Annotated in this window: 25 protein-coding genes; 16 read left to right on the forward strand and 9 right to left on the reverse strand. The window is 52.2% G+C overall.

The features are described 5' to 3' along the window. Positions 1-87: 87 nt before the first annotated feature. The 9 genes from KJS63_RS06020 (at position 88) to KJS63_RS06060 (ending at position 8,982) form a co-directional block, all read left to right on the forward strand. A complete protein-coding gene (locus KJS63_RS06020; RefSeq protein WP_213618358.1) occupies positions 88-1,521 on the forward strand; it encodes a bifunctional metallophosphatase/5'-nucleotidase in 1,434 nt (477 codons plus the stop codon). A 53-nt stretch (positions 1,522-1,574) separates the two neighbouring features. Further along, a complete protein-coding gene (locus KJS63_RS06025) occupies positions 1,575-2,402 on the forward strand; it encodes an undecaprenyl-diphosphate phosphatase (RefSeq protein ID WP_213618359.1) in 828 nt (275 codons plus the stop codon). Positions 2,403-2,500: 98 nt separating this feature from the next. After that, on the forward strand, positions 2,501-3,604 hold the full coding sequence (locus KJS63_RS06030; RefSeq protein ID WP_244862511.1) for an HD-GYP domain-containing protein: 1,104 nt from the start codon (positions 2,501-2,503) through the stop codon (positions 3,602-3,604). A 142-nt stretch (positions 3,605-3,746) separates the two neighbouring features. Further along, entirely contained in the window at positions 3,747-4,883 is a 1,137-nt protein-coding gene (gene yfkAB, locus KJS63_RS06035) for a radical SAM/CxCxxxxC motif protein YfkAB (RefSeq protein ID WP_213618360.1), read from the forward strand. 16 nt (positions 4,884-4,899) lie between these two features. Further along, positions 4,900-6,252 carry a hemolysin family protein gene (locus KJS63_RS06040; protein WP_213618361.1) on the forward strand — a complete coding sequence of 451 codons (1,353 nt, stop codon included), beginning with the start codon at positions 4,900-4,902 and terminating at the stop codon, positions 6,250-6,252. Between the two features lie 313 nt (positions 6,253-6,565). Beyond that, entirely contained in the window at positions 6,566-6,784 is a 219-nt protein-coding gene (locus KJS63_RS06045) for a spore coat associated protein CotJA (protein WP_068619933.1), read from the forward strand. A gap of 4 nt (positions 6,785-6,788) precedes the next feature. Further along, entirely contained in the window at positions 6,789-7,064 is a 276-nt protein-coding gene (locus tag KJS63_RS06050; RefSeq protein WP_213618362.1) for a spore coat protein CotJB, read from the forward strand. A 108-nt stretch (positions 7,065-7,172) separates the two neighbouring features. Further along, positions 7,173-7,742: a manganese catalase family protein gene (locus tag KJS63_RS06055; RefSeq protein WP_213618363.1), complete on the forward strand. Its 570-nt coding sequence runs from the start codon at positions 7,173-7,175 to the stop codon at positions 7,740-7,742. 553 nt (positions 7,743-8,295) lie between these two features. Further along, the gene (locus KJS63_RS06060) at positions 8,296-8,982 is read left to right on the forward strand and encodes an HAD family hydrolase (RefSeq protein WP_213618364.1); all 687 of its coding nucleotides are present in this window, start codon (positions 8,296-8,298) and stop codon (positions 8,980-8,982) included. An 81-nt stretch (positions 8,983-9,063) separates the two neighbouring features. Here the strand turns inward: KJS63_RS06060 and KJS63_RS06065 are convergent, their stop codons facing one another. From KJS63_RS06065 to KJS63_RS06090, 6 genes are read right to left on the reverse strand one after another with little or no spacing between them, the layout of a single operon-like run. Then, the gene (locus KJS63_RS06065) at positions 9,064-10,179 is read right to left on the reverse strand and encodes a YheC/YheD family endospore coat-associated protein (RefSeq protein ID WP_213618365.1); all 1,116 of its coding nucleotides are present in this window, start codon (positions 10,177-10,179) and stop codon (positions 9,064-9,066) included. A gap of 15 nt (positions 10,180-10,194) precedes the next feature. Next, positions 10,195-10,692 (reverse strand): GNAT family N-acetyltransferase, encoded by a 498-nt coding sequence (locus KJS63_RS06070; protein ID WP_213618366.1) that lies wholly within the window; start codon positions 10,690-10,692, stop codon positions 10,195-10,197. 13 nt (positions 10,693-10,705) lie between these two features. Beyond that, entirely contained in the window at positions 10,706-11,824 is a 1,119-nt protein-coding gene (locus KJS63_RS06075) for a YheC/YheD family endospore coat-associated protein (protein ID WP_068619927.1), read from the reverse strand. Beyond that, positions 11,821-13,197 carry a YheC/YheD family endospore coat-associated protein gene (locus KJS63_RS06080; protein WP_213618367.1) on the reverse strand — a complete coding sequence of 459 codons (1,377 nt, stop codon included), beginning with the start codon at positions 13,195-13,197 and terminating at the stop codon, positions 11,821-11,823. The genes KJS63_RS06075 and KJS63_RS06080 overlap by 4 nt, the downstream gene beginning before the upstream one ends. Further along, positions 13,194-14,327 carry a YheC/YheD family endospore coat-associated protein gene (locus tag KJS63_RS06085; RefSeq protein ID WP_213618368.1) on the reverse strand — a complete coding sequence of 378 codons (1,134 nt, stop codon included), beginning with the start codon at positions 14,325-14,327 and terminating at the stop codon, positions 13,194-13,196. The genes KJS63_RS06080 and KJS63_RS06085 overlap by 4 nt, the downstream gene beginning before the upstream one ends. Positions 14,328-14,341: 14 nt before the next feature. Then, positions 14,342-15,709, reverse strand: coding sequence for a YheC/YheD family endospore coat-associated protein (locus KJS63_RS06090; protein ID WP_213618369.1), 1,368 nt, complete (start codon positions 15,707-15,709; stop codon positions 14,342-14,344). 250 nt (positions 15,710-15,959) lie between these two features. Between KJS63_RS06090 and KJS63_RS06095 the strand changes: the two genes are divergently transcribed. From KJS63_RS06095 to KJS63_RS06105, 3 genes are all read left to right on the forward strand, one after another. Then, positions 15,960-16,304: a YlbF/YmcA family competence regulator gene (locus tag KJS63_RS06095; RefSeq protein ID WP_213618370.1), complete on the forward strand. Its 345-nt coding sequence runs from the start codon at positions 15,960-15,962 to the stop codon at positions 16,302-16,304. 108 nt (positions 16,305-16,412) lie between these two features. Then, entirely contained in the window at positions 16,413-16,700 is a 288-nt protein-coding gene (locus KJS63_RS06100; protein ID WP_068619922.1) for a hypothetical protein, read from the forward strand. Between the two features lie 154 nt (positions 16,701-16,854). Then, complete coding sequence (locus KJS63_RS06105) at positions 16,855-18,192, forward strand: DRTGG domain-containing protein (protein WP_213618371.1); 1,338 nt, start codon at positions 16,855-16,857, stop codon at positions 18,190-18,192. A gap of 5 nt (positions 18,193-18,197) precedes the next feature. Here the strand turns inward: KJS63_RS06105 and KJS63_RS06110 are convergent, their stop codons facing one another. From KJS63_RS06110 to KJS63_RS06120, 3 genes are read right to left on the reverse strand one after another with little or no spacing between them, the layout of a single operon-like run. Beyond that, positions 18,198-18,494: a YtpI family protein gene (locus KJS63_RS06110; protein WP_068619920.1), complete on the reverse strand. Its 297-nt coding sequence runs from the start codon at positions 18,492-18,494 to the stop codon at positions 18,198-18,200. A gap of 56 nt (positions 18,495-18,550) precedes the next feature. After that, the gene (locus tag KJS63_RS06115) at positions 18,551-19,042 is read right to left on the reverse strand and encodes a sporulation membrane protein YtrI (protein WP_213618372.1); all 492 of its coding nucleotides are present in this window, start codon (positions 19,040-19,042) and stop codon (positions 18,551-18,553) included. Then, positions 19,043-19,372, reverse strand: a complete 330-nt coding sequence (locus tag KJS63_RS06120) for a YtrH family sporulation protein (protein WP_068619918.1) — start codon at positions 19,370-19,372, stop codon at positions 19,043-19,045. A 183-nt stretch (positions 19,373-19,555) separates the two neighbouring features. Between KJS63_RS06120 and KJS63_RS06125 the strand changes: the two genes are divergently transcribed. The 4 genes from KJS63_RS06125 to KJS63_RS06135 all read left to right on the forward strand — a co-directional run bounded on the left by KJS63_RS06125 (position 19,556) and on the right by KJS63_RS06135 (position 25,574). Next, positions 19,556-23,194 (forward strand): DNA polymerase III subunit alpha, encoded by a 3,639-nt coding sequence (locus KJS63_RS06125; RefSeq protein ID WP_213618373.1) that lies wholly within the window; start codon positions 19,556-19,558, stop codon positions 23,192-23,194. A 255-nt stretch (positions 23,195-23,449) separates the two neighbouring features. Then, positions 23,450-23,638 (forward strand): glutamate decarboxylase, encoded by a 189-nt coding sequence (locus KJS63_RS26135; protein WP_068619916.1) that lies wholly within the window; start codon positions 23,450-23,452, stop codon positions 23,636-23,638. A gap of 79 nt (positions 23,639-23,717) precedes the next feature. After that, positions 23,718-24,611: an acetyl-CoA carboxylase, carboxyltransferase subunit beta gene (accD, locus tag KJS63_RS06130; RefSeq protein ID WP_213618374.1), complete on the forward strand. Its 894-nt coding sequence runs from the start codon at positions 23,718-23,720 to the stop codon at positions 24,609-24,611. Beyond that, positions 24,612-25,574, forward strand: a complete 963-nt coding sequence (locus tag KJS63_RS06135) for an acetyl-CoA carboxylase carboxyltransferase subunit alpha (protein ID WP_068619914.1) — start codon at positions 24,612-24,614, stop codon at positions 25,572-25,574. Positions 25,575-25,611: the final 37 nt, after the last annotated feature.

Here is a 25,611-nt window from a genome sequence, read left to right on the forward strand (position 1 = left end):
TATGCTTTCTGGACTCTTTTAATATATCATAGGTAGGGAGCACTAAGGTATCTGGGGAAATATCCAAACGATTAAGGAGGAGTGTTCATGCCGCCGGAATTGGATCAGAACAGGCTTACTATACTTCATACGAACGATTTGCACAGCCATTTTGGCGTTATGGCCCGGATTTCCTCCATGATAGAAGAGGAGCGCACACGGGAAGGCGAGTTTCTGTTGTTTGATATCGGGGATCATATGGACCGGATGGCTGTGGAAACGGAAGGGTCCATGGGACAAGCTAATGTGGATGTGCTTAATTTGACGGGCTATGATGCCGTAACCATCGGGAACAATGAAGGCCTTACTTTTACCCCTGATTTGCTTGAAGAGGCCTATTCGGGGCTGCTGTGCCCGGTTGTATGCTGCAATGTCCGCGAACGGAGCTCCGGGGAAGCACCAGTATGGATGAAGAAGCATCTAATCCTACATAAAGGGAACTTCCGGATCGGTGTGATTGGAGCCACTGCCCCTTACACCGAATTTTATGGACTGCTGGGCTGGGATGTCCTGGATGCGGCCCCGGAAATAGCCGACCAGGTTAATCTGTTAAAGGACAAGACAGATTTTATTGTGCTGTTATCACATTTGGGGATTCATACCGATAAAGAAATAGCCCAGACCACGGAAGGAATCGGCCTCATCCTCGGAGGTCATACCCATCATTTATTAGAAGAACCGCTGCGGATTGGCGATGCTTATCTGTCGGCCGCAGAGAAATTTGGCCATTATCTGGGGCTTGTCCAGCTCGTCAGGGATCCGGTGAACGGCAGGGTATCTGTGGAGAGCGGGCGGTGTCTCCCGGTTGAGAACGGCCCGGAGAATGCTGAGGTGGGAGAGGCCATAACCATCCACCGCAGGCATGCTCAGGATCGTCTAAAACAGACTGTGGCTATTACGGCAAATGAACTAAAGGTGGATTATAATCAAGAATCCCCTTTTGGCAATCTGCTTGCCCAAGCGGTAAGACGTTTTACGGGTGCCGAGTTGTCGATTGTCAACTCCGGCCAGCTCCTGGATGGGCTGCCTGAGGGCGAGATCAGCGCCGGCATGCTCCATGCCCGCTGCCCCTCACCGATTAACCCCTGCCGGATCCGCCTGAGAGGGGAACATATTCTGTACAGTCTGGAGCAGTCTCTTCTGCCGGAAATGACGGAGAAAGTTATTTATGGTTACGGTTTCAGAGGGAAAGTTCTTGGAAATCTGTGTGTAGACGGGCTCGAGGTGTTGTATAATCCGCTAGCTAAGCCTTATCATAGAATCGTCCAGGTTAATCTCGCAGGCGTTCCGCTTGAGCCCGACCAGATATACTCGGTAGGCACACTTGATATGTTCACGTTTGGCATCGGATATCAGCGGCTGATGCAGGGGACGGACAAGGTGTACATGCTGCCCGAGTTTATCCGTGATCTGCTGCGGATGGAGCTCCAGGAGCCGGGGGCCGTAGAGAGCAGCTTTTTGGCAAGATGGTTAACAATCTAGGGTGGAAAGTAAAAAAATACCTCACATCACCCGATATAATCTAGGAGGAATGTATGAGTTTAATCGTGGCAATTATTTTGGGTATCGTCGAGGGGCTTACCGAATTCATTCCGGTCTCCTCAACAGGCCATATGATCCTTACGTCCAAGCTGATGGGTTACAACGATCAGTCTCCGGAAATGAAGACGTTCGAAATTATTATCCAGCTCGGCGCAATTCTAGCTATTGCGATTGTATATCGTGAGCGTATCTTGAGGCTGTTCGGGTTGAAGAAAGAAAAGCTGATATTCAGCTCGCAGATTCCGGCCCGGAGACTGAACCTGGTTCATGTAATTCTCGGCTGTCTGCCAGGCCTTGCGGTAGGATTCTTATTCCGTCATCAAATTAAGGATTTGTTCAGCACCAGCACTGTACTGTGGGCACTGGTGGCGGGCGGTATCTTTATGATCTTTGCGGAATGGTTCGGGAACAACAAGGCCCGTGTCTCAGCCAAAGAATTGGATGATCTTTCTTACGGGCAGGCGCTTCTGATTGGAGTCTACCAGTGCATCTCGATTTTGTGGCCTGGATTCTCCCGCTCCGGTTCGACGATTGCCGGGGGGATGCTGAGTGGAGCCAGCTACAGAGCTGCTGCAGACTTCTCATTCCTTATCGCAATTCCAATGATGTGTGCGGCTTCCGGTTATGAACTGCTGGATTCCTACAAATATATTACGGGAAGCACTCTTGGGTATTTCGTTCTTGGATTCATCGTATCTTTCGTTGTGGCCTATGTCGTCGTAGTGGCTTTCCTCAAACTGCTTCAAAAAATCAAACTTAGACATTTTGCATACTACCGTTTTGTGCTTGCAGCTGTGTTCTGGATCTTTATTATGCGCTAAGTACTGCGAATTTAGAGGCTATTCTCTTCTAATCCGGGGAGTCAGCACGCATATACCGGCAGTTCGTGAAATTGTTTTAGGATACGGAGTGAACCCACTTGCGGCTAATATCTATTAACTCGCTCCAGCCGGGAATGAAGCTGGCCAAAAAAATATATAATGATGAAGGCCTTATTCTGCTCTCGGAAAATGCCGAACTGACTAAAGGGTTGATTCGCAGACTGAAGGAACTTGGTCTTAACCAGGTCTATATTGCTGATCGTCTCACAGATGACATTGTAATCCCGGAAATGATATCCGAAGAAACACGCCGAAGAGCCATGCAGGAGATCCGGACGAACTTTCGTAAAGTTACCGAGCCGGCTCTGAGAGGAAGAGTATATCCCTACCTTGGTAAGACTTTTCTTAAGGTGGTGGAGTCCATTCTATCGGACCTCAGCTCCCGGGAAGATGTCATGATTATGATGATGAATATTAACAGTACGGACCATTATTTATACCGTCACTCTCTGAATGTATGTGTCTATACGCTGCTGCTCGGTAAGGTTCATGGCTATAGTAACGATGCCCTTTCCGTGCTTGGACTCGGGGCACTTCTGCATGATATCGGAAAGACCAAAATCCCGGCATCGGTGCTGCTTAAGCCTGACAGGCTTACGGATCATGAATTTGACTTGATTAAGCAGCATACGGAAATCGGCTTCCAAATGCTCAAGGACGAGCCAGGTGTCCCGCTGGTTGCAGCGCACTGTGCCCTTCAGCACCATGAAAGGCTCAATGGCAGTGGATATCCACGGGGCATTCAAGGGAGCGAAATCCATGAATATGCACGGTGGCTTGCCATTGCCGATTCTTATGACGCCATGACCACACACCGGATATACCGGTCAGCTCTGCTGCCTCATCAAGCGACAGAAATTCTGTATGCTGGCTGCGACACTTTGTATGAGAAGTCGAAGCTCGAGATTTTCAGGGACTCTGTGGCGATCTATCCAATTGGAATAACCGTAGGGTTAAGTACAGGAGAACGCGGAGTTGTAGTCCGAATCAATCCTGACATCCCTCAGCGTCCTGTTATCCGGGTGTTTATGGGACCAGAGGGAGAGGAGCTTAAAGCCCCGTATGAAGTGAACTTGGCGGTTAAACTGTCCGTGGTCATTACATATGTCGAAGGCACCGAGCCTGAAATAGCTCATGTATAGCCGTATACTAGACTCGTTCTGCCCGTCCCTTAGTGGACGGGTTTTGTGCTGTGTCCGCTGTGCGCATTTTGACAGATCGTGATAAGATGGAGATTAAGAAAAATGAGAATTAGGTTAATAAAAGAAATAAGGTGTGTAAATCATGAGTATAACTAATTTTTCACAAAGCAATTTAAATGCGATTCATCCGAATAATGATCCATGGGATCCGATTGTATCGCTCCGCAAATATGGCCGCCATGTGCTGACGAGTGTGGAAATGACCGTAACCAATCTGTGCAATATGCGCTGTGAGCATTGTGCAGTTGGTGACAGTCTGGTGATGAGAGAGCCTGAGCAGATCCCGCTCGCGCTGATGCTGAAGAGGCTGGATGAAGTTGAGCACCTTCAGACAATCAGTATTACCGGAGGGGAGCCGACCTTTAGGAAACAGACTGTTGAGGAGAAGATTATTCCGCTGCTGCGGTATGCGAAAGAGCGGGGAGTCCGGTCCCAAATCAACTCTAACCTGACTCTGGACTACGAGCGTTACGAGAAGCTGCTTCCTTACTTGGACGTGATGCATATCTCGTTCAACTACACAAGCAGCGATGACTTCTACGAAGTCGGGTTTGCCCGCAGCGGACATCCTGTGAAACGGGAAGTGGCTGACCGGATGTATCATACCATGATTGAGAATTCGATCAGGCTTAGTGAAGCGGGGATGTTTATCTCTGCCGAGACTATGATTAACTACCGTACCCACAAGAAGCTGCCTGAGATTCATCGCCTGATTCTTGATATGGGCTGCAAGCGTCATGAGGTGCACCCGATGTACGCGGCTGATTTTGCGGAAGGACTGCCGGTTCTGTCTCTGCAGGATATGCGAAACGGAATTGAATCCCTGCTTGATGTGCGTGATCCTAACACGTGGATGCTCTTCGGGACACTGCCTTTCTTCGCATGCAGCGGAGATGAGCAGGAGTTGCAGCTGATCCGGCGCTTAAGAAATGAGCCGAATGTGACGGTCCGGAATGATCCCGATGGAAGAAATCGAGTCAATGTGAACATGTTCACGGGAGATGTGTTCGTTACGGATTTCGCAGCCATTCCTTCGTTCGGTAATGTGGAAGGTGAAAGTCTGGATCAAATCTTTAACAAATGGCTTCATACCCATCCGCTCAACCAGACCGTGAATTGTCATTGTGATGCTGCGGGATGCTGTGGACCGAATCTGCTTGTGAAAGATATGTATTACCAAGACACAGATTTCAAATCGCGCACAGCGATTACATTATAGAAACGAGGCGTTGGTCGTGCCGCATGAATTTGAACTTGGAAAACTGGTTCTGAATCTTCTTGTTGTATTTATTCTGGTGTTCTTAAATGGAGTTTTTGTTGCTGCTGAATTCTCTCTGGTCAAAATGCGCCAGTCCAGGCTAACCCAACTTGTTAGCGAGGGGAACCGGCGTGCCGGATTTGCCTTGAAGGTGAATCAACGACTGGATGCCTATCTTTCGGCAACTCAATTGGGGATTACCTTGGCATCACTGGGTCTTGGATGGGTCGGTGAGCCAGCGATATCGGAGCTGCTTATTGAACCTATCATGTACAAATTGGGTATTACAGATAAGACCTTGATTTCCACCGTGTCGGTTGCGCTTGGGTTCTGTATTATTACTTTTTTACATATCGTTCTTGGGGAGCTGGCTCCCAAATCCCTGGCCATACAGAAGACGGAATCGGCTACCTTGTGGCTGTCGGCCCCGCTGATGTACTTCTATAAGGTGTTTATGCCAGTGATCTGGCTGCTAAATACAGCCGCTAACGGCATGCTGAGAATGGCGGGAATTGAGCCGGCCAGCGAGGCCGAGGCTGCGCATTCGGAGGAAGAAATAAGGATCTTGATGAATCAAAGCGCCAAGAGTGGTGTGATTGATAAGGATGAAATCAAGCTGATGGATAATATCTTTGATTTCTCTGACCTGCTGGCCCGGGAGATTATGCTTCCGCGTACAGATATGGACTGCTTGTATACGAACCTCTCCTGGGAAGAGAATATGAAGATTGTCAGTGAGACGAAGCATTCCCGGTATCCGGTGGCAGTGGAGGATAAGGATCAGATCATCGGTTTCGTTCATATTACCGACCTGCTTCTCCCAGATCATAGTCATGGAAACAATCTGGGGCAGCTGATTCGCCCGATCTTAAATGTGCCGGAATCTATGGAGATCAGCCAGGTGCTGAGACTCATGCAGAAGAAGCATTCACAGCTCACGCTGGTGGTTGATGAGTACGGCGGAACAGCCGGGCTCTTGACGGCTGAAGAGATTCTGGAGGAGATTGTCGGCGATCTCCATGACGAATTTGAAGACGAGCGCCCCGAGATTGAATTGCTTGCGGACGGGAGTTATTCGGTGGACGGCAGAATTCTGCTTGAAGATGTAAATGATCTTACCGGCATTGAGATTGAGGATGATGAGGTGGACTCCATCGGCGGCTGGCTCTTTAAGGAGCTGGAGGGGGCTCCAGTTAAAGGGAAGAAGGTCCAGGTAGGAAGGGTATGCTTTGAGGTAGCCGAAGCCACCCGGCTAAGAATTACAAGAATTCATATCCGCCAGATCGTCAAGCCGGAAGACAGCGGGGCAGAGCCCGGATTACAGCAATAAAATGGTGAGAATGACCCCTGTTCTAAGAGCGTATTACTATGCTTGGGATGGGGTCTTTTTTTTGAATCAAAATGAGTTTTTGGAATTCAGGCTGTACTCCTGAGTGGTATCCGCCAGGGGATATATGATTTATAAGCTTGTCAGATCAGCTTCTTTTGGACGGGATATTCCGTGCCGGAAGGAGCTTTTTTTGCTGAAAAGGAATTTTGAGGTTCGAATTCTGGGCGGATGACATATGTTAAACAAGAAGGGAAGTTTTTGAATGATCATGTATGTCTGATTACGGACTTTCTCAAAAAAGGAGGAAAGCTACGTGTCCCATCCGCAGGAAATTGCCTGGTACCCTTTTATAGGCCCGTGTGATCCTTGTCCGCCGATTACCTGCAAAACATACTCCACGCCGCCACACCTATTCATGCCGTTCCAGCCGCTGAATCTGCCCCAGTTCAGTCCGAGGGATGCTCTGATGCATGGCACCTTATGGCCGGCTCTGTACAGCCCGTATGAATCCAAGTGGGGAAAAGGACGGTGAGAGTATGAGCACTCCTGAAAAAACAGTGTGTGATCCGCAATACTATGAGCTTCTTGAGAAGCTCCAGGCGTTAGACTTTGTTCTTGTAGAGCTGAATCTCTTCCTGGATACGCACCCGGATGATCTGCAGTCTATCCAGCAGTTCAATATTCTAACCAGAGAAAGAACCCAACTCGCCGAACATTTCCAAAGACTGTACGGCCCGCTTCAGAACTTTGGCCGTGCTTATTCCAAATTTCCATGGCAGTGGTCGGAGAGCCCGTGGCCGTGGCAGGTGTAGCACCTGCCTTTCTTTCTGATGCAGAAATTAAGCGGTGCGGCGCAACCGCGCGCAATCACTCATTGCCTTAGGTGATGGGAGTTCAAGCTGAAGGAGGTAATGTGCACCATGTGGGTATACGAGAAGAAATTGCAGTATCCCGTACGGGTCAGCAAGTGTGATCCGCGAATGGCGAAATATCTGCTTGAGCAATACGGTGGAGCGGATGGTGAGCTTTCCGCGGCACTGCGTTATTTGAACCAGCGCTACACAATACCTGATAAGGTCATCGGGCTGCTAAACGATATCGGCACGGAGGAATTTGCACACCTCGAAATGATTGCCACTATGATCTATAAGCTGACCAAGGATGCGACGGTGGAGCAGATGGATGCGGAAGGTTTGGGAGAGTATTACGTTGCCCATGATCATGCCCTCTTCTATCAGAATGCGGCCGGTGTTCCATGGACAGCTGCCTATATTCAAGCTAAAGGTGATCCGATCGCGGATTTGTACGAGGATATCGCCGCTGAAGAAAAGGCCCGGGCTACATATCAATGGCTGATCGATATGACAGATGACGTCGATTTGCAGGATGGATTGAAGTTCCTGAGAGAGCGCGAGATTATCCATTCCCTCCGTTTCCGGGAAGCGGTCGAGATTCTGAAGGATGAACGGGATAAGAAGACGTTTTTCTAACAGTTGAACCGTGCAAAGGGGCGTATGGTTTGTATTTAGCAAGCCGCCGTCAAAATCAATCATATGGACAGAAACCGCACCAGGGATGGGTCTCCATTCTATACAGGGCGGTTTCGTATTAATAGTAATTGCCGCGCTTCTAAGCCTTTGGTTAGCTCGCGTAAGCTAAACCGATAGACCAGGAAGAGACGTATCAAACTCAAAACCCACCGCTAAAGGTTGACCGCCTGCGGTGGGTTTTGCTGTACAAGTACAGATGCGCCGTGAGGCACTATGTTGTCCAGGGAGAGGGTAGCGCCTCTCCTTATTTCTATTTTTATGTTACCACCTCCAAATTATACAGGCAACGTGATTGCCTCCTTGATCTATAAGCTGACCAAGGATGCGACGGTGGATCAGAGGGGCTTCGCCTAACATGGGACTGCTAATTTCAATTATGCTTTGCACTATATACCATATATACCCTATCATAGAGTCAGCTTATATTACTTGCATAAAGGTGGTGGGTGCGGGGGATAACACCTGTGCCTTCCTTTGCAGAGAGGGTGAAATCATGAACAGAACCGTACGGCTGAGCCAGCCGGAAGCGATTATTTTTGACATGGACGGTACCTTGTTCAAGACAGAGTCTTTGGTGGTGCCTGCGTACCATGAGCTGTTCGACCGGCTTCGGGAAGAGGGGCTGTATGAGGGGAAGACCCCACCTGTTGAAGTGATGCTCAGTGGTCTGGGTATGGTCATGGATCAGATTTGGGCGAAAGTGCTGCCGGATCATGAGGAGGCTGTCCGCAGAAAGGCGGATGCCTGGTTTCTGGAAAATGAGCTTCGCGGCCTCCAGAGGATTAACACCGAGCTCTATCCCGGGGTAGCTGAGACTTTGGCCAAGCTGAAGCAGGAGGGGGTCCGGCTGTTCGTATCCAGCAATGGGCTTGAGCAGTATGTAAAAGGCGTGGCCGAAGCTCACCAGATCTCTTCATTATTTGAGCATATCTACAGTGCGGGAGAGTACAGGACCGCATCAAAGGTGCATTTGGTGGACCTGCTTCTTCGCAATCACGGGATTTCGAAGGCTTGGATGGTCGGGGACAGGTCCTCGGATGTGGCGGCAGGCAAGGAGAATGGTCTGACCGTTATCGGCTGCGCTTATGCAGGATTCTGCAGAGCCGGGGAGCTGGAGGGCTCAGACCGGATTATCAGCTCATTTCCTGAGCTGCTGGAGCTGTACTTGGGTTCGGTTTAGCAATTGGGAATCGTGCCGGGTGAGATCAAGATCGGATGACAGTCTAACTCATGTGAAAAGAAAGAAACAAACAGACCTTCGCTATTCAGCGTCGGTCTGTTTGTTGTTCTTTTTACGATAAAGCCACAGCGCATATTCAAGCGGTCTTACAATAGCTTTGCGGTAGGCTTCTGTATCCCCTATAAGCGAGAACACTTCACGTGCTGGCTTGGGATTAACCTCAAGCACATAGATTCGGCCGCTCTTGTCAATCGCGATATCCAGCGCGAGCTCACAGAGCGCCCCGTAGGTTTCTTCCAGGTAAGCTGCAATATCCAGACTGAGCTTCTCAGTCTCCCTGCGGATTTCATTGCGCTTCTCCTCAGAAGCAAACCATGATTTCAGCAGCGTGTTCATCGGCACGGCCTTCCCGCCACCATGAATGTTCGAAGTCACACTTCGCGGGACTCCCACCCGACCGGCCCCGCCGGTCACCTCCCATTCCCCGGAACCGTTCTTCTGTACGAGCATTCGGTAATCATGAACCCGCCCGTTTGGCAGCTTGATCTGTATGCCTTCCTGTATAATGTACCGGCTCTTGGATTTCCAGTTCATGAGAAAAGGGCCAAGTCTGGACAAGTGCAGCTTTTGCGGGGATATAATCCTTCTCTGATGGTTGCGGCCTTGGACCAAGTAATGTTTGGAGCTCATCTGCTCGATACGGAGGATACCCCGCCCCCCGGTACCGTTAATTGGCTTGATATAAACACAAGGACTTCGTTTGAGAAGGTGGAAGGCGTCACCGGCATGGTGGAAGAGCGCCGTTTCGGGCAGGTAGCTCCGGAATCTTGCCTTCTTCGACAAGACCTGATGAATGACCCACTTGTCCCGGAGAGGCCGGTTTAAAAATTGCAGGTGGCCATAGCGGGCACGGAACTGCCTAAGCTGTTCAAAACGGTGGCTTTTCTGAATGCGGCAGCGGTCGAAGATCAGATTCGGGAATTTGCGCCATTTCCTGGACCATTTCCGGGTCTTGGGATCATATACTTGCGCATGAATCATGCCCTTGCTGTCATTCACATCTGCAGGCGTGAAGACGAAAACGTCCAGCCCGATACGTTCGGCTTCTGTAATCATCCGACCATAGATGCTGCGTTCTTCCAGGTGTTTCTTTTCATCTAAATATAAAGTCAAAATACCTAGAACAGGTTGTGACAAGTGAACTCACCTTCTTCAGATCAGGTTTGCGGAAGTAGCCGTGGCTTCGGGAGCTGATCTGCTCTTCTCGAGAACAAGTGTCGGCTTGCCCGTAGGGCCTTGAATCATCTGTCCGGCCGTCAGTCCGGCGTTGAAACACATCTTAAGACTAGGCACGTTATCCAAGGCCACTCTGCACCGGATTCTGCCCATCTCGGCAAGCTGGGCCTTCAGCAGCCTGGCTCCGATTTGTCTCCCGCGGTATAACGGATGAACCACCACTATACTGGTGTCATCCCCGTATGCGGTGACCAAGGAGAGTCCTGCCAGCCTTGGGCCGTCTTCTGTACAGACGGTAGCTATGAACACTGCACACCCCGGCAGCCTCATGGCTGCCGGGGTAAGCTTCTGCAATTTGCGGTAGGCTTCTTGGGTAATACGCCCGGCCCCGTATTTGCGGGTGAAGGCCAGCAGGCTGCTGTGGAGTCTGCTCCATACCGGGGCCGAATCAGGAATAACTTTAGAAATGTCCATAGTGGTCATCCTCTTAGGCGTTTTTGGATTGTTTAAAGAGATACTGGCTGTATTGAAAAATACGCTCCAGCGACTTGCGCCGGATATGCGGCTCATCAAATTTCATCGGCTTGGCGTTAGCCTCAAAGAACCAGACGCTCCCGTTCATGTCCACGCCGAGATCCAGCGACATCTCGCCCAGATTGTGCCCGGAAGCGCGTTCGATCTGCCGGGCAATCAGCAGGGCATTGGATTTAACCCGGTTCATTAACCCGGGTATGGCTTCCCTGCCGAAGACCAGGGACAGCAGTTCTTCAGGGTCTTCGACGGTTCCACCCTGAGGCACATGGGTGGTAATTCTGCGGCGGCCCGCCTGCCTTGCGCCGATACCTGTAACGAGCCATTGTCCTTTCCCGGTCTTCTGAACCAGCACACGCAGGTCGAACTGGCGCTGGGCATGGGAGACCAGCTCGATCCCCTCCTGCACAATGTATTGGGTCTTTCCCATCTCCATGCTGATTCGTCTCCAGATCGTTTGGAGTGAGGCGGACTTCACCACGGTAATTTTGCGGGGGGACTGAATCGTCAGCTGCAGTGGACTCCGCTCATGGTCCACCAGCCTGAGCTTCATAATTCCTTTGCCGGCCTTGCCGCTCTCCGGTTTAAGGTACAGGCTCGGATAGCTCTGAATCATCGAGGCTAGAGCCTTGTATCCGGTCAGCCGTTTGGTGGCAGGCACGAAGGATTTGGTGGAAGGTGATTTTTTCAGCCAGGCAAACAGTTCCCATTTGTTGAAATAGAACGGGTTATAAATATGAATATGAGGATGGGCAAGACATTCTTCAATCTTTCGACGGACCGAAGCTTTCTCTTCCTCCTTGCGGAGGGGGATCCGGTTATAAATTACATCAGGTATCGGGAACCACTGTTCTACCCAATGCTTGGTCTCCGGTACGAACGTATATCCGAGAATCTGGTTCCCGGACAGCTTCAGGTCTTTGGCGGTAACGACAAAGACGGGAATATCGAGTTCCTTGCCCGTCTTGACGATATCGCGGAAGTTCTTGCGGTTGCCCCGGAATTGCTTGCGTCCGTCATGAATCGTTAATATGCCGATAACCGGTTTACGTTCATCAAATGACCGGACGCTCATAGAACCTCCCTCCTGCGGAACTTGCTGAGGTATAGGCAGTGTTCCAGGATATGCTCTACTGAGGCCTTGCCCTCCGCGCGCAGGGAAGGATGGCGGAAGATAGAGCGGCCGGGCTTCGCGTTGGCTTCGAACATCCATACCTTCTCGTCTTTATCAATGCCGAAGTCAAACCCGATCTCCCCAATTAAATGCTGGTCCCGCCGCTCGATCGCTTCGGCTATCGTAATGGCTGTTCGCTTGGCATTGTTCAGCACCTCTTCGCCTCTTGCCCCGAACACGCGGCTGAGTGCCTGCTGTGGGGTAAGAAGTGAGCCTCCGTTCTTCAGGTGGGTAGTCACACTGCCCTTGCCGGCCTTCTTGGCGCCAATTCCGACAACAACCCACTGGTTCTTCCCGTTCTTATGCATGTGGAAGCGGAAATCAAGCGGACAGCTGTCGATCTCAATCAGCCGGATTCCCTGCTGGACCACATAGCTGCGCAGCGTCCGGCCGTGTCTGGTCTGCAGTGTCCGCATCAGACTGGCGAACGACCCGAACCGCTGAAGCACATTTCCTTTGGTGCTCCGGTAACGGGCATAATATCCGCGTTTGGGAACATAAGATAACCTGTAGATGCCTTTACCAAGGCTGCCTGCCGAAGGTTTGTAATAGACGAAGGAGTGGCGGTCGAGCATATCCTTAATCTGCTCCGGCGAAGGGTTCATGTGAGACTCGGGAATAAATTCGGCTGCCGCAGGATCGTTCTCCAGCAGCTTGTAGATATCAGATTTATTGAAGAAGCTCCAATTGAAAAAAGGAATCCGCTTGCGGATAAACCGCTCCCTAAGCTGATTGATGGAGCTGGATGTCTCTGCACGCCGGCTCGGCAGGCGGTTATATACCACATCAGGCAGGGGTACCCGTCTGCGGATGAAGCGGTCCGTATCGGTTAGGAAATATCCGTTGACCGTCTCATTCTGCCAGTCAATGTCACGGGGAGTAAAAGCAAAGATATAAGACTGATTGCTGCCCTCCCGAAGCAGCTGCTTGATAAAACCGGTACGGGACCCAAACGGCTGAACAAGCGATCCGGTATTGCCGTCCGACAAAACCCCGATCAGCGGGCCGAGCTGGATTTCTTCCTCGTCCAGGTTTCGGAGGAAGACTCCGCCGGTCATAGGTACTTTTATGCCTTTACGTATGCCGGATGCCAGATAGAGGTGATTGCCCTGCTTGCTGATCGGTTTGACCAAAGCAGGAATACGCTCTCCGCCAAGCCTGAGCTTTACGGACTTTTTTCCGGCGAGCTTAAGGCTTTTCATCAGTGCCCCTGAGACGTATACGATCTTTTGGGGCTGCTGGGTGAAATGAACATTACAAAAGGTCATGCTCATGAATTTATCCTCCTAAGTTGCCTGAGCCATAAATAGCGGGCGTATGCAATCGGATTTTCCACCGATTTCCGTGCGCTCTTCTGGTCTCCGATTTGAAAAAAAACCGAACGTCCCGGTTTGGAATTTACCTCGATAATCCACACCTTCCCCTGACGGTCTACGCCAAAATCGATGCCGAGCTCCGCAAGCCGGCCGAAGCTGCCCTCAAGCTGGTCGGGAATCTGGCTGGAAAGACGCCGTATTGTGGAGATGGCTTCTTGAGCCATGGTCTCGCCGAACTCTTGGGTCAAATAGCCGACCGGTTCCAGTGCGGTCCCGCCACCATGAAGGTTGGAGGTCAGCGCGTTTTTCTCTCCCTGCCGGACGGCCATGCCGGTAAAGCTCCACCTTCCGGATTCATTCTTCTGTACCAGCACACGGATATCGAACGGCCTGTCATCAGAGCTGGTCAGTTCCAAGTAGGGCTGCATGATATAGGCTCTGTCCCCGGTGAAGCGCTCTACCCAGGCTGCCCCCTCAGCCCGGTCCTCAAAATGCTTATGAATAAGCTTATTATTCGGGTCCCGGCCAATAAGGGTTAGCCCGCGGCTATCCTCAGCCTGGCGGATATGCAGGGTCATTTTACCGTGGGTGCCGCTGTGAGGCTTGAGGAATGCATGGCCGCCATGGCGCGACAGCCAGTGGATCAGGCTGGCAGTGCCCTTATACCGGACCGTCTCGGGGAGATGCGGGGTGAGAGCAGGTGCCCGCTTTAAGGCCTGATACACATTCCATTTGCCGGATAGCCCTCTGGCCAGATACAGGAATTTGCGCCTGCCCTCCGCAAGAGCAGCCAGCTTCTCCCGCGTGCTTCCCCGGTGGCGGCTGCTCCGGTAGGAGACCCGGTCATAGATGATATCCGGTACCCGAAAGGTGCCCTGAACCCATCCATCCGGAGTGAAGCGGTAGCCTTCAATGGTATGATCCGGGCTTCCAATTCCATCGGAGGTGAATACATACACAGTCATGTCATGACGCGTTCCCGCAAGGGTTAATCTGCGGCAGAATAGGCTTTCCCCGATTGGAGGCGATGCGCTCGTGTTTTCGGTCACCATCACCCCCATCAAGGCCCTGGGTGCAGAACTGCTCATGTTCCATTCCTCCTTTATTGACGGGCAAGATAGGCGGCATAGTCAAGCATCCGGGTGACGGATGGACGTATCTTGCCGCCCATCAGCGGGGTATTATCGTTCTTGGATGGCTTGGAGTTAACTTCCAACAGCCAAATTTTACCATTGGTATCCATGGCCAGATCGATCCCCAGCTCCCCGAAGTGGGCCGGAATCTGCTCGTCGATGCCTTGGGCGATATCGAGTGCGGCCTTCTTCAGCCTGATTCCTGACTTAGCCTTGACGTCAGAGGGCAGGGTCGTCTTGGCAACAGCGTCCTTCACGGTGCTGAGGGTTCCACCTCTTGCCAGGTTGGAGACGAAATGCTGGGTGCCTGCGATGCGTGCGACAATGGAGGTGACGTCCCACTTGCCGAGCCGGTTCTTCTGAACCAAGGCGCGGAAATCCACAGGTCTTCCCGACACCTCAATCAAGGATAGCCCCTGCTGGATTTGATAGCGGGTGGTTTTCATTTTGCCGGATAGGGAGGCGAACAGCTTTGTCAGTGAATCAAAATTCATTTTTCGGGTGCCCCCCACTTGGGTGGCCACGGTCTGGTAAGTCCCTTCCGGATTCCGGGTGATACGGATGATTCCTTTGCCCAGACTGCCTCTGACTGGCTTGAGAAAGACGACCGCATGACGGGTGCACATGGCCTTGAGCATTGCATAATTGCGGAACTGGTGAGATTCGGGCAGATAGCGGAGCAGAGAGGCGTCCAGCTTTAAGGCGTCGAACACTTCCGTTTTGTCTAGAAACTTCTCATTGAAAAAATGGCTGCCGTAGCGGGATTTTACTTCTTTCATGAAATGCTGTACGCTAGGTTTGTTCTCCAGCTTGCGGGAGGTCAGCCGGTTGTAGAATACATCGGCGGCGGGAAGCTCCACCTGATGCCAGCCGTCACTGTACACCCATCCCTTGACCTGCCCAGGATTCGTACCGATATGATCCGGCGTGAAGAAATAGACATAGGCTCCCTGCTTAAGACAGGCGCCTACCAGTTCCCGGCAGAACATGGTGATTGGACCAAAGGGTCTTTCAGCGGATGAAGGATCGTGCCGGCTGACAAGCACACCGATCACAGGCCCGAGACGAAGCAGGGAAGAGCCGGGTTTATAGGACAGATGGAGAGTGGATTTGGAGTAAAGGCCCATCTTGTGCGCCAATCCCTGACTGACCCGAATCCCGCTATACTTGGCGAGAGATACCACCCGTACGTTCTGTTTGAACGATCCGAAGGAAAGCTGAATAGGGAAGTTCGTCGGAATTTTCCACCTTCTGACCATCATTTCCCCGAGGATTATGGTATCTTCGTCCAGCACACCTGGATTCATGATCTTTACCGATATTTTTTTGGAGGACATGAAGTGGATCTCCTTCCAACCGCAGGCTATGGAATGACCGGATGAAGCCGTGGTTCATTCCATCAGGGTAGATACAATTTTGCCGGATGAATGCCGCTTGCGGCCGTCATCCAGCCCTTGAAGCAGGATATCTGCGGAATGCATGTAATTCACTATATGAGGACATATATACCTTGGTGATTGACCCGCTTCCTGCTGGACAGATTATTTTGCAGCACAAATCATGACAATGAATCAGGAGGAACAACAGATGAACATTTACGATAAGGCCCACGATTTGGCAAAAGCGATGAAGGACAGCCCGGAGGTACAGGAAATTATGGCTGCCGTAAAGCTAATTGATGCCGATCCGCAGAGCAAAGAGATGCTGGATAATTTCCGCACTCGTCAGAACGAGCTTCAGCAGCGGATGATGTCCGGGGACATGCCTTCACCAGAAGAGATGGAGCAGATGGAGAAGCAGTTCGAGGTGCTCAGCCTTAACCTGAACATCCGCCGGTTGTTTGAAGCGGAACAGCGCCTTAGCGTGATTATTCAGGATGTGAACAAAATCATCGCCGACAGCCTTCAGCATTTGTACGGTCATTCGGAATAAGAGGCAGGCTAATCGGCTGATCCATATTTTTTTTGTGCTTGTCTCATAATTGGAACATCTCCTTCATAGAGTAGAAATATAGATTAAGAGAGTGAAGGAGATGTTTGAATGATGGCGAAGCCAAGCAAGTGGAAGCACATTATTTATTTGGTGATTGCGCTGGGGATGCTCGTGTATGCCCTGCCCATGATCTCATTCTCGCCCGGAGCGGGCTGGGTGTCCGCATTTGGCATGGTATGGGCAGCTTTTGCCTTTCTGGTCATAGGAGCCCATCTGCATTTCATTCTCGGTGTGGACGCCGAGAAGCAGCGGGCGCTTGAACAGGTACGCAGGGCAAAGCTGAATGAATGGCAGCGAAAATGGGCGGCGCGGAATGAAGAGCGCCCAAGCTCATAAGCTCCGGCTGCGGAATAACGGAAGGGACGGTGTCTTGAAGGCACCGTCTTTTTTATGCTGTTGCAGGCAGATAGACTTAAGCGGTGTGTATTTTGCCGTTCAGAGATGTATAATAGATACAGAATAGTACAGATTTGATCGGAGGGTATAACAGTTGGAAGGCCATGAGGAATCCATAAGCAAGCATGAGCAGCTTCTTCAGCATATAGAAAGTCTTCAGATTGGTACAAAAATCTCGGTGCGCAAGCTGGCGAAGCACCTGGGAGTAAGTGAAGGCACCGCCTACCGGGCAGTGAAGGAAGCGGAGAACCTGGGCATTGTCATTACCAAAGAACGCATAGGTACAGTCCGGGTAGAGAAGAAGCCGCGAAATATTTCCGAACAGCTTACCTTTGGGGAGGTTGTGGACATCGTGGAAGGCCATGTGCTTGGCGGAGCTGAAGAGGGCCTTCAGAAGACGCTGCACAAATATGTCATCGGAGCGATGAAGATTGATGCGATGGCCCGTTATATTGACGCGGGAAGTCTTCTTATCGTCGGCAACCGTGAAGACGCTCACTTCCTGGCGCTGGAGCAGGGGGCGGGAGTTCTGATTACCGGTGGATTCGGGACAAGCCGTGAGGTGAAACAGCTCGCCGACAAGCTGAGCTTGCCGATTATCTCTTCCAGGCATGATACGTTCACCGTAGCATCCATGATCAACCGCGCGATCTTCGACCGCCTGATCAAGAAGAAAATTATGTTGGTGGAGGATATTGTCCCTTCCCGGGTTAAAGTGAACACCTTGAAGGTCAGCAGCAATGTGTCAGACTTCGAGAAGCTGGCTGAAGAGACGGGTTATCAGCGTTTTCCAGTTGTGGATGAGTGGAACAGGGTCATCGGGATTATCAGCCGTAAGGATGTGGAGGATATGCCGGGAGATTCCAGCATTGAGAGGCTGCTCACCCGTCACCCGATTACGGCAGGCATGCAGACTTCCCTGGCTTCAGCCGCACAGATCATGATGTGGGAAGGAATCGATTTCCTGCCGATTGTGGACCGCAACCGCAAGCTGATCTCCTCGGTCACGCGCAAGGAGGTTCTGCAGGCGATGCGGGACGCCCGCAATCAGCCTCAACTGGGAGAAACCTTTGAGCATCTAATGTGGAACGGGTTCGCGGAGGAGCGAGGAGAGGACGGCAGATTGTTTTTTCACGGGATGATCACACCGCAAATGTCAACCAACCTGGGGACGATTTCAGAAGGAGTGTTGACCGCCCTGATGAGTCAGGCCGGTCTTAGCGCCGCCAAGGATGTGAGCGGCAATGATCATATTGTGGATAATATGACCACATATTTCGTGCGCCCGGTGCAAATTGAGAATCCGGTGGTCATCTCTCCAGTTGTACTGGAGATAAGCCGCCGCGCATGCAAACTGGAAATCGCCATGACCCATCAAGACAGTCTGGTTGCTAAAGCGGTGATGACGCTCCAGTCTATAGATCATGCGTAAGCTTCTTAAGGCTGTCTGCGTGAATAGAAGCCGATATTGCGCAGACCGGCAAAGATATTAAAGGCTCCAAGCACCATAAACAAGGCCCCGATGATTACCCGGATCGTTGATCCGCTGAACATGAACATCTGGATAATGGCAAGCACGATCAGCATCACACCCATGCTTACATTCATCTTGGCTGCGTACAGGCCGCGTGCTGCAGGATCGGTAGACCGGCGAGAGCGCAGGCTGAAATAGACCGAGCCCACACATGCGATAATGAGTATAGCGTACAGAACATATTCAATCGTTTGAATCATGTACAAGAGCAGCTCCTTTGTAAATGAACAGTCTGAACTGATTGTACCATGAAAGATCAGCTCCGGACATACGGTTTCACCTCAATCCAAATCTGCAGGACGCCTTCACTGACGAGCATGGTCTTGATCTGTACGGAGAATTCCTTCTCACGAACGATATAGATTTTGCGATTAAGAAAGGTTCGGGCCATCTTGGCATCAGTATCGATTTCAAACATGCTCCGTCCCCGCAGAACCTGCAGCTCCTCCTGCAGCTTCTGCACGATTTCCTTGGAAGCCACGGCGTCCAGGGTGTGCTCGCTCTCTTCCACGCGGATTTTGATGGACTTGATAATGGTCTGGCGCTTGCTGAACTTTTTCATGGTCTTCATCTCGTCAAGCGCCTGGTTCAGTTCGATCTGCAGATCCTTGTTCTCAATCCACAGCTGATTGTAGCTTAGATGGAAGATCCCGTTGTATATGACTGAGCCTATAACCATTCCTAATATAAATATCCCTGTGAATTGGGCAAAGATGCGGACACGATTCCTTGGATTTCCGGTCTCCATTCAGTTCTTCCCCCCGCCGCAGACCCACTTGACCAGCTCTGAGCCAAGGTGGGCCCCGATGAAAGCAAACAACAGAAACAGAATTTGTTTGATCACCGGCGACAGGTTGCCGTCAAAAAAGTTGCTCTCAATCACCCTCATCGGATCAATGGTTCCCCCAATGGCCGCCGCAAGCGCCCATATTTTGATCCGGTCTGAGACATCCAGCATCGTCTGAGTTGGCGGCTGAAGGGAGACGACGGCACCGATCCCGCCCAGCAGAGATCCTCCCAGCACGATGCCAAACGCAATGAAGAAATCGAGCAGGGCCTTGCTGATAAATGTGCTCATGCTTACCCTCCTTTTCTATTGTGGTCCACTCCAAATCCAATCGCAGCCTTGCTTTCGCTTGTCCCGGTTCTCCTATACCATTGTATGGGCGCTTTTGAACGGTCTATGATAAAATATTTGTTAAGCATCACATTATTTTTTTGAAGATTACCGCCCTCAAGTGACGGAGGAAGGAAGCTGCTTATGGACAACTTTGTTCACCTGCATGTGCACAGCGAATATAGTCTGCTGGACGGGGCAGCCAGGCTGGAAGATCTGGTCAAGACGGCAGCAGGATTCGGGATGAAGGCACTTGCGCTTACGGATCATGGGGTGATGTACGGGGCAATCCCTTTTTATAAATTATGTCTGGCTCATGGGATCAAGCCGATCCTGGGCTGTGAGGCTTATTTCACGGCAGGTTCACGCAAGGAGAGAGGCAGCCGCAAGGATCAGCCGATCTATCATTTGATTCTACTTGCGAAGAATATGACCGGCTATAAGAACCTGATGAAGCTGGTCTCCATGGGGCATCTGGAAGGTTTTCATTACAAACCCAGAATCGACTGGGAGATCTTAGAGAAATACAGCGAAGGCATTATCGCGCTCAGCGCCTGCCTGGGCGGAGAGATTCCGCAGCATCTGCTGAACGGCCGGAATGAGGAGGCAAGGCGTGCCGCCATGCGTTTCCAGTCGGTGTTTGGGGAGGACTTCTACCTTGAACTTCAGGATCATGGGCTGCCTGAGCAGAAGAAGGTCAATCCGCTGCTGGTTCAGCTGGCCGAGGAGACTGGGATCAGTCTGGTGGCCACAAACGATGTGCATTATCTGGAGCAGCAGGACGCCGAGGTTCAGGATGTGTTGATCTGTATCGGCACGGGAAAATCGGTAGAGGACGAGGAACGCTTGAAGATCCCGACCAGCCAGCTCTATCTGAAAAATCAGCAGGAAATGCACAGTCTGTTCCCCCACATTCCAGAGGCTATCCGCAATACTTGCGTGATTGCGGATAAGTGTGAGCTTGAGCTCGAATTCGGCCGGCATATTCTGCCTGCCTACCGTCCCATCCCGGAAGGCAAGACAGCGTCCGGGTATCTGGCAGAGCTCTGCCGGGAGGGTCTGGAGGCGCGCTACAAGGCGACCCCGCGGTGGACCGATGCAGAGCGGAGATCGGAACTGGAGCAGCGTCTTGAGTACGAGCTCGGCGTCATTGAGCGAATGGGCTTCTCTGATTATTTCCTGATTGTATGGGATTTCATTGCCTACGCGCACCGGAAGGGGATCGCAACCGGACCGGGCCGGGGTTCGTCCGCCGGAAGTCTGGTTGCTTACGTTCTGCGGATTACGAATGTTGATCCGATGAAATACAATCTGCTTTTTGAACGCTTTCTTAATCCCGAGCGGGTTACGATGCCTGATATTGATATCGACTTCAGTGACGAGCGCCGGGATGAGGTTATCGCTTATGTCGTTGACAAATACGGGGCCGGGCATGTGGCCCAGATTATCACCTTTGGCACCATGGCTGCCCGTGCTGCTGTTAGGGACGTCGGACGGGCTCTTAATGTCCCGTTTGGGGAAGTGGACAAGGTGGCCAAGCTGATTCCCGGGAATCTCGGGATAAGCATCCGCCGGGCGCTGGAGTCAAGCCCCGATCTGAAAGCCTTGTATGAATCCCAGCAGCGTACGCGAAATTTGCTGAATATGGCGAAGAAGGTCGAAGGCATGCCGCGCCATGCATCAACCCATGCGGCAGGTGTCGTCATTTCACGCGATCCTTTGACAGACGCCGTTCCGCTTCAGGAAGGGAGCGAGACAACGGCACTGACCCAATATTCCATGGAGAGCCTCGAATCTATCGGTCTGCTCAAGATGGATTTCCTGGGCCTTAGAACCTTGTCCATTATTGAGCGGTGTCTGCGGTGGATTCAGGAGGAGACCGGGGAGAAGCTGGATTTTCACCGGATTTCAGACGAGGACCCTGCGACCTATGAACTGCTCGGGCGCGGGGAGACAACCGGTGTATTCCAGCTTGAATCTGCCGGTATGCGGCGTGTGCTGCGGGACCTGAAGCCGTCGGAATTCGAAGATATTATTTCTGTGCTCGCCCTTTACCGACCGGGTCCGATGGAGTTCATTCCGAAATATATTGCGGGCAAGCACGGGGCCGAGGAGGTCAGTTATCCACATCCTGATCTTGAGCCTTATCTGTCCGATACCTACGGCATCATCGTTTACCAAGAGCAGATTATGAAGATCGCTTCATCCATGGCAGGTTTCTCACTGGGGGAGTCGGATCTGCTTCGGCGGGCGGTGTCCAAGAAGAAGCGCGAGGTGCTGGATGAGCAGCGGGAGCATTTTGTAAAGGGCAGCCTCGCTCAGGGATATTCTGCTGAGGATGCGAACGCCGTTTATGATATGATCGTCCGGTTCGCAGACTACGGGTTCCCCCGTGCCCATGCAGCGGCTTATGGGGTGCTTGCCTTCCAGACGGCTTATCTGAAGGCGCACTATCCAGTGCATTTCATGGCTTCCATGCTTACGGCCGTGATGGGCAGCCACCGCAAGGTGGCGGAATATATTGTCGAATGCCGCAGAATGGACATCAAGGTGCTGCAGCCTGATGTGAATCACAGCGGGGTGCTGTTTACCCCGCAGGCCTCAGACGAAGCGGGTTCACCCGGTGTAATCCGGTTTGGCCTGGCGGCGATCAAGAATGTGGGCACCCAGGCGATGGAGAGCATCCTTCGGGTCCGCAAGGAGCAGCCGTTCGACAGCCTGCTTGATTTCTGCCGCAGGGTGGATCTGCGGGTATGCAACAAGCGCGTCATTGAGTCTTTAATCCAGGGAGGCGCCTTCGATTCCCTGCCAGGTCACCGGGCCCAGCTGCTCGCAATGCTGGATGAGACGGTGGAAGCGGCCTTGAAGTGGCGGAAAGAGCGGGACGACCTGCAAATTCAGCTGTTTGACTTCGTGGAGACGCCGAACTGGAATATCGAGTACCCGGATATTCCAAAGTTCACTGCGGTTCAGCAGCTGGATTTTGAACGCGAGCTTCTCGGGCTTTACCTGTCCGGACATCCCCTGGATGATTACGATCATCTTCTGGATGCGGACGGGATCGACCGGCTCATGGATCTGGCCGAAGCGCCGGATGAGAGCGGCACGGTTGTGGCTGGAATGGTGGTGTCCCTGAAGACGATCACGACCAAGCAGGGCAAGGCGATGGCCTTCATGGAACTAGAGGACCAGATCGAGCGCTGCGAGGTGGTCTTGTTCCCTGAGGTGTGGAACAAGAGCCGCGGGCTGATCGAGAAGGGCGCGCTGCTCGCGCTGCGCGCCACGGTGCAGCAGCAGGATGAGGGCTTCAAGCTGCTCGCGGGCGAGGTCGCCCCGCTAAGCGAGCAGGCCCTCCTGCAGCTGCGGCGCAGCCAGCAGGCACGCGCCCGTCAGGGCGCCCGGCCGCAGGGCACAGCTGCGGCCGCACGCACCGGGGCCGCGGCTTCGCCTGCGCGGCCCGTGAAGCCGGCGCCGCCGCAGCATGCTGGCGCGGCGGCGGGTGCTTCCGCGGGCGCGCCTGCGGAGGCGCCCGCACGGCCTGTGAAGACCCCTGCGGGGCAGCGGGTCTTCATCAAGATTGCGGCCGCGGCGGAGCATGCGGCCATGCTGGAGCAGCTGAAGGAGCTGCTCGTGCAGCACCCGGGCGTGATGCCGACGGTGCTGTTCTATGAGAGCACCCAGAAGCTGCTGGCGCTGAGCGAGCGTTACAAGATCAAGCCTTCACCGGAGCTGTTCCGGGAAATTGAGCAGCTGCTGGGACCCCAGACGGTCCGGGTGAAGTGATGGTGAACGTGCCCGAGCCTAGTTAAATGGCGGGCACTTCGGTGCTCTCCCCGTGTGATCCCGGGGGTTTTGGAATGAATATCCCGGACAAGCGGGGCATACAATTGGATATTCCATATTGGTAATCAGCGGCGGCGGCCCGAAAGCTTGGGACACTGCCGCTGTCTCCCTCTGTTGCGGGAAAAATGAAGGTTATGTTATCATTACTCTATTATACGGGCTCAAAACTGAGGGTTAGGGGGCTTGGAGAAGGACATGTGGACAGTTATGTACATTGCGCCTACCGCAAAAATTGCGGACAGGATTAAAAATAGGCTGACGGAAGAAGGCTTTCTTGTCCAAACACGTCCTGTCAATTTATCCAAACAGCAGTTTGAAATTCTGGTACCTTCCGGGGAACTTGAAGAAGTACAAGAAGTGCTGAATTCTATCTTGCATTCCTGAAGATTAGAATGCGAAGAATGCTATAGAGGATTAACTGCAAGATACGGGAGAGCAAATTAACGGCTGGAGAGGTGTAGTTGTGTTTAAGGACTTATTCCAGAAAAAAAGGAAGTACGCGACCATTCCTTCAGAGCGGGTCGGTCGTGACATGACCGCAGAGCAGGGCGAACGCCCGAAACGTGAGATTCCCGAGGGGCTCATGAGCAAATGCGGCAGCTGCGGGACGATCCAGTACAGCAAAGAGCTGGACAAGAATCTCAAAGTATGTCCGAACTGCGGATATCACATGCGCCTGAACGCGATGGAACGGATTCGTTACATTATGGATGAAGGCAGCTTTGTGGAATATGACGAGGATCTTATTTCCGAGGATCCGCTTGGATTCCCCGGCTACGCGACCAAGCTGGAACAGCAGACCCTGAAATCAGGGCTGCGCGAAGCGGTGGTTACAGGACAAGGAACGATTGCGGACCAGCCTGTAATTGTGGCGGTTATGAGCTTTGACTTTTTTACCGGAAGTATGGGTTCTGTTGTAGGGGAGAAGATTACCCGGGCTATTGAGGCGGCAACGGAAAGCAAACTTCCGCTTATTATTTTCTCCACTTCCGGCGGTGCCCGGATGCAGGAGAGTATTCTGAGTCTGATGCAGATGGCTAAGACCAGTGCAGCGCTGTCCCGCTTTAATGAGCAGGGAGGCCTGTATATTTCGGTGATTACGGATCCGACAACCGGAGGCGTTTCCGCCAGCTTTGCCATGCTTGGAGATATTATTATCGCTGAGCCGGGGGCTGTATTCGGCTTCGCCGGACGGATCGTTATTGAGCAGACGATCCGCCAGAAGCTGCCTGATGATTTCCAGACCGCAGAGTTCAATCTGCAGCACGGTCAGTTGGATTTGGTGGTCCACCGCAAGGAACTGAAGAGTATGCTGGCCAAGCTGCTTGAGCTGCACGCCGTGAAAGGAGGAGTTTAAATGGCGGGAGAAATGCCTTTTGAGACACCTCTAACGGAGATGCGCAAGAAGATTGATGAGCTCAAACAGTTCGGAGACGAGAAGGGGATTGATTTCAGCGATGAAATCAACCGCTTGGAGGAAAGGTACCGCGAGCTTGAGGAAGGGATCTACAGCTCGATTTCGCCATCCCAGAAGATGCATCTGGCGAGGAACCATCAGCGGCCGACCTCGCTGGATTTGATCCAACTTATCTTTACGGATTTCATTGAGCTGCATGGAGACCGGATGTTCGGTGACGATCTCGCTATTGTGGGCGGGATTGCCAAGCTGAATGACACGCCGGTTACTGTGTTGGGCCAACAGCGGGGCAAGGATACCAAGGACAACATCGCCCGTTTCTTCGGAAGCCCCCACCCTGAAGGGTTTCGTAAGGCGCTGCGCCTGATGCAGCAGGCCGAAAAGTTCGGCCGCCCAATTGTGACCTTCATCGATACTAAAGGGGCTTATCCGGGAATTACAGCTGAAGAGAGAGGGCAGTCAGAAGCGATCGCCCGCAACTTGCGGGATATGGCTTCCCTTCGTGTGCCTGTGATCTGTGTGGTCATCGGAGAAGGGGGAAGTGGCGGCGCTCTGGCTCTCGGGGTAGGCAACCGGGTGCTGATGCTTGAAAATGCCATCTATTCCGCAATTTCTCCGAATGGAGCCGCGTCCATTCTGTGGAAAGACGCATCTAAGGCGGATCAGGCCGCCGAGGCCATGAAGATTACCGCCGAGGACCTGCTGGAGATGGAAGTCATAGAAGAGATTGTTCCAGAGCCTAAGGGCGGTGCCCATAAGGATTACGAGCAGACTGCCCACAGCATCAAGGAGGCTGTGGTCCGCCACCTGGAGGAGCTTAAGAGCAAGTCTGCGGACGAGCTGCGCGAAGAGAGGTATCAAAAATTCCGGAAAATCGGAAAATTCGGTGTCGCAAAGAAATAAAAACGCACCTATTATAGATTTTGCCCAGCTGGGTAAT

Source organism: Paenibacillus sp. J22TS3, assembly GCF_018403205.1.
GTDB lineage: Bacteria > Bacillota > Bacilli > Paenibacillales > Paenibacillaceae > Fontibacillus > Fontibacillus tuaregi.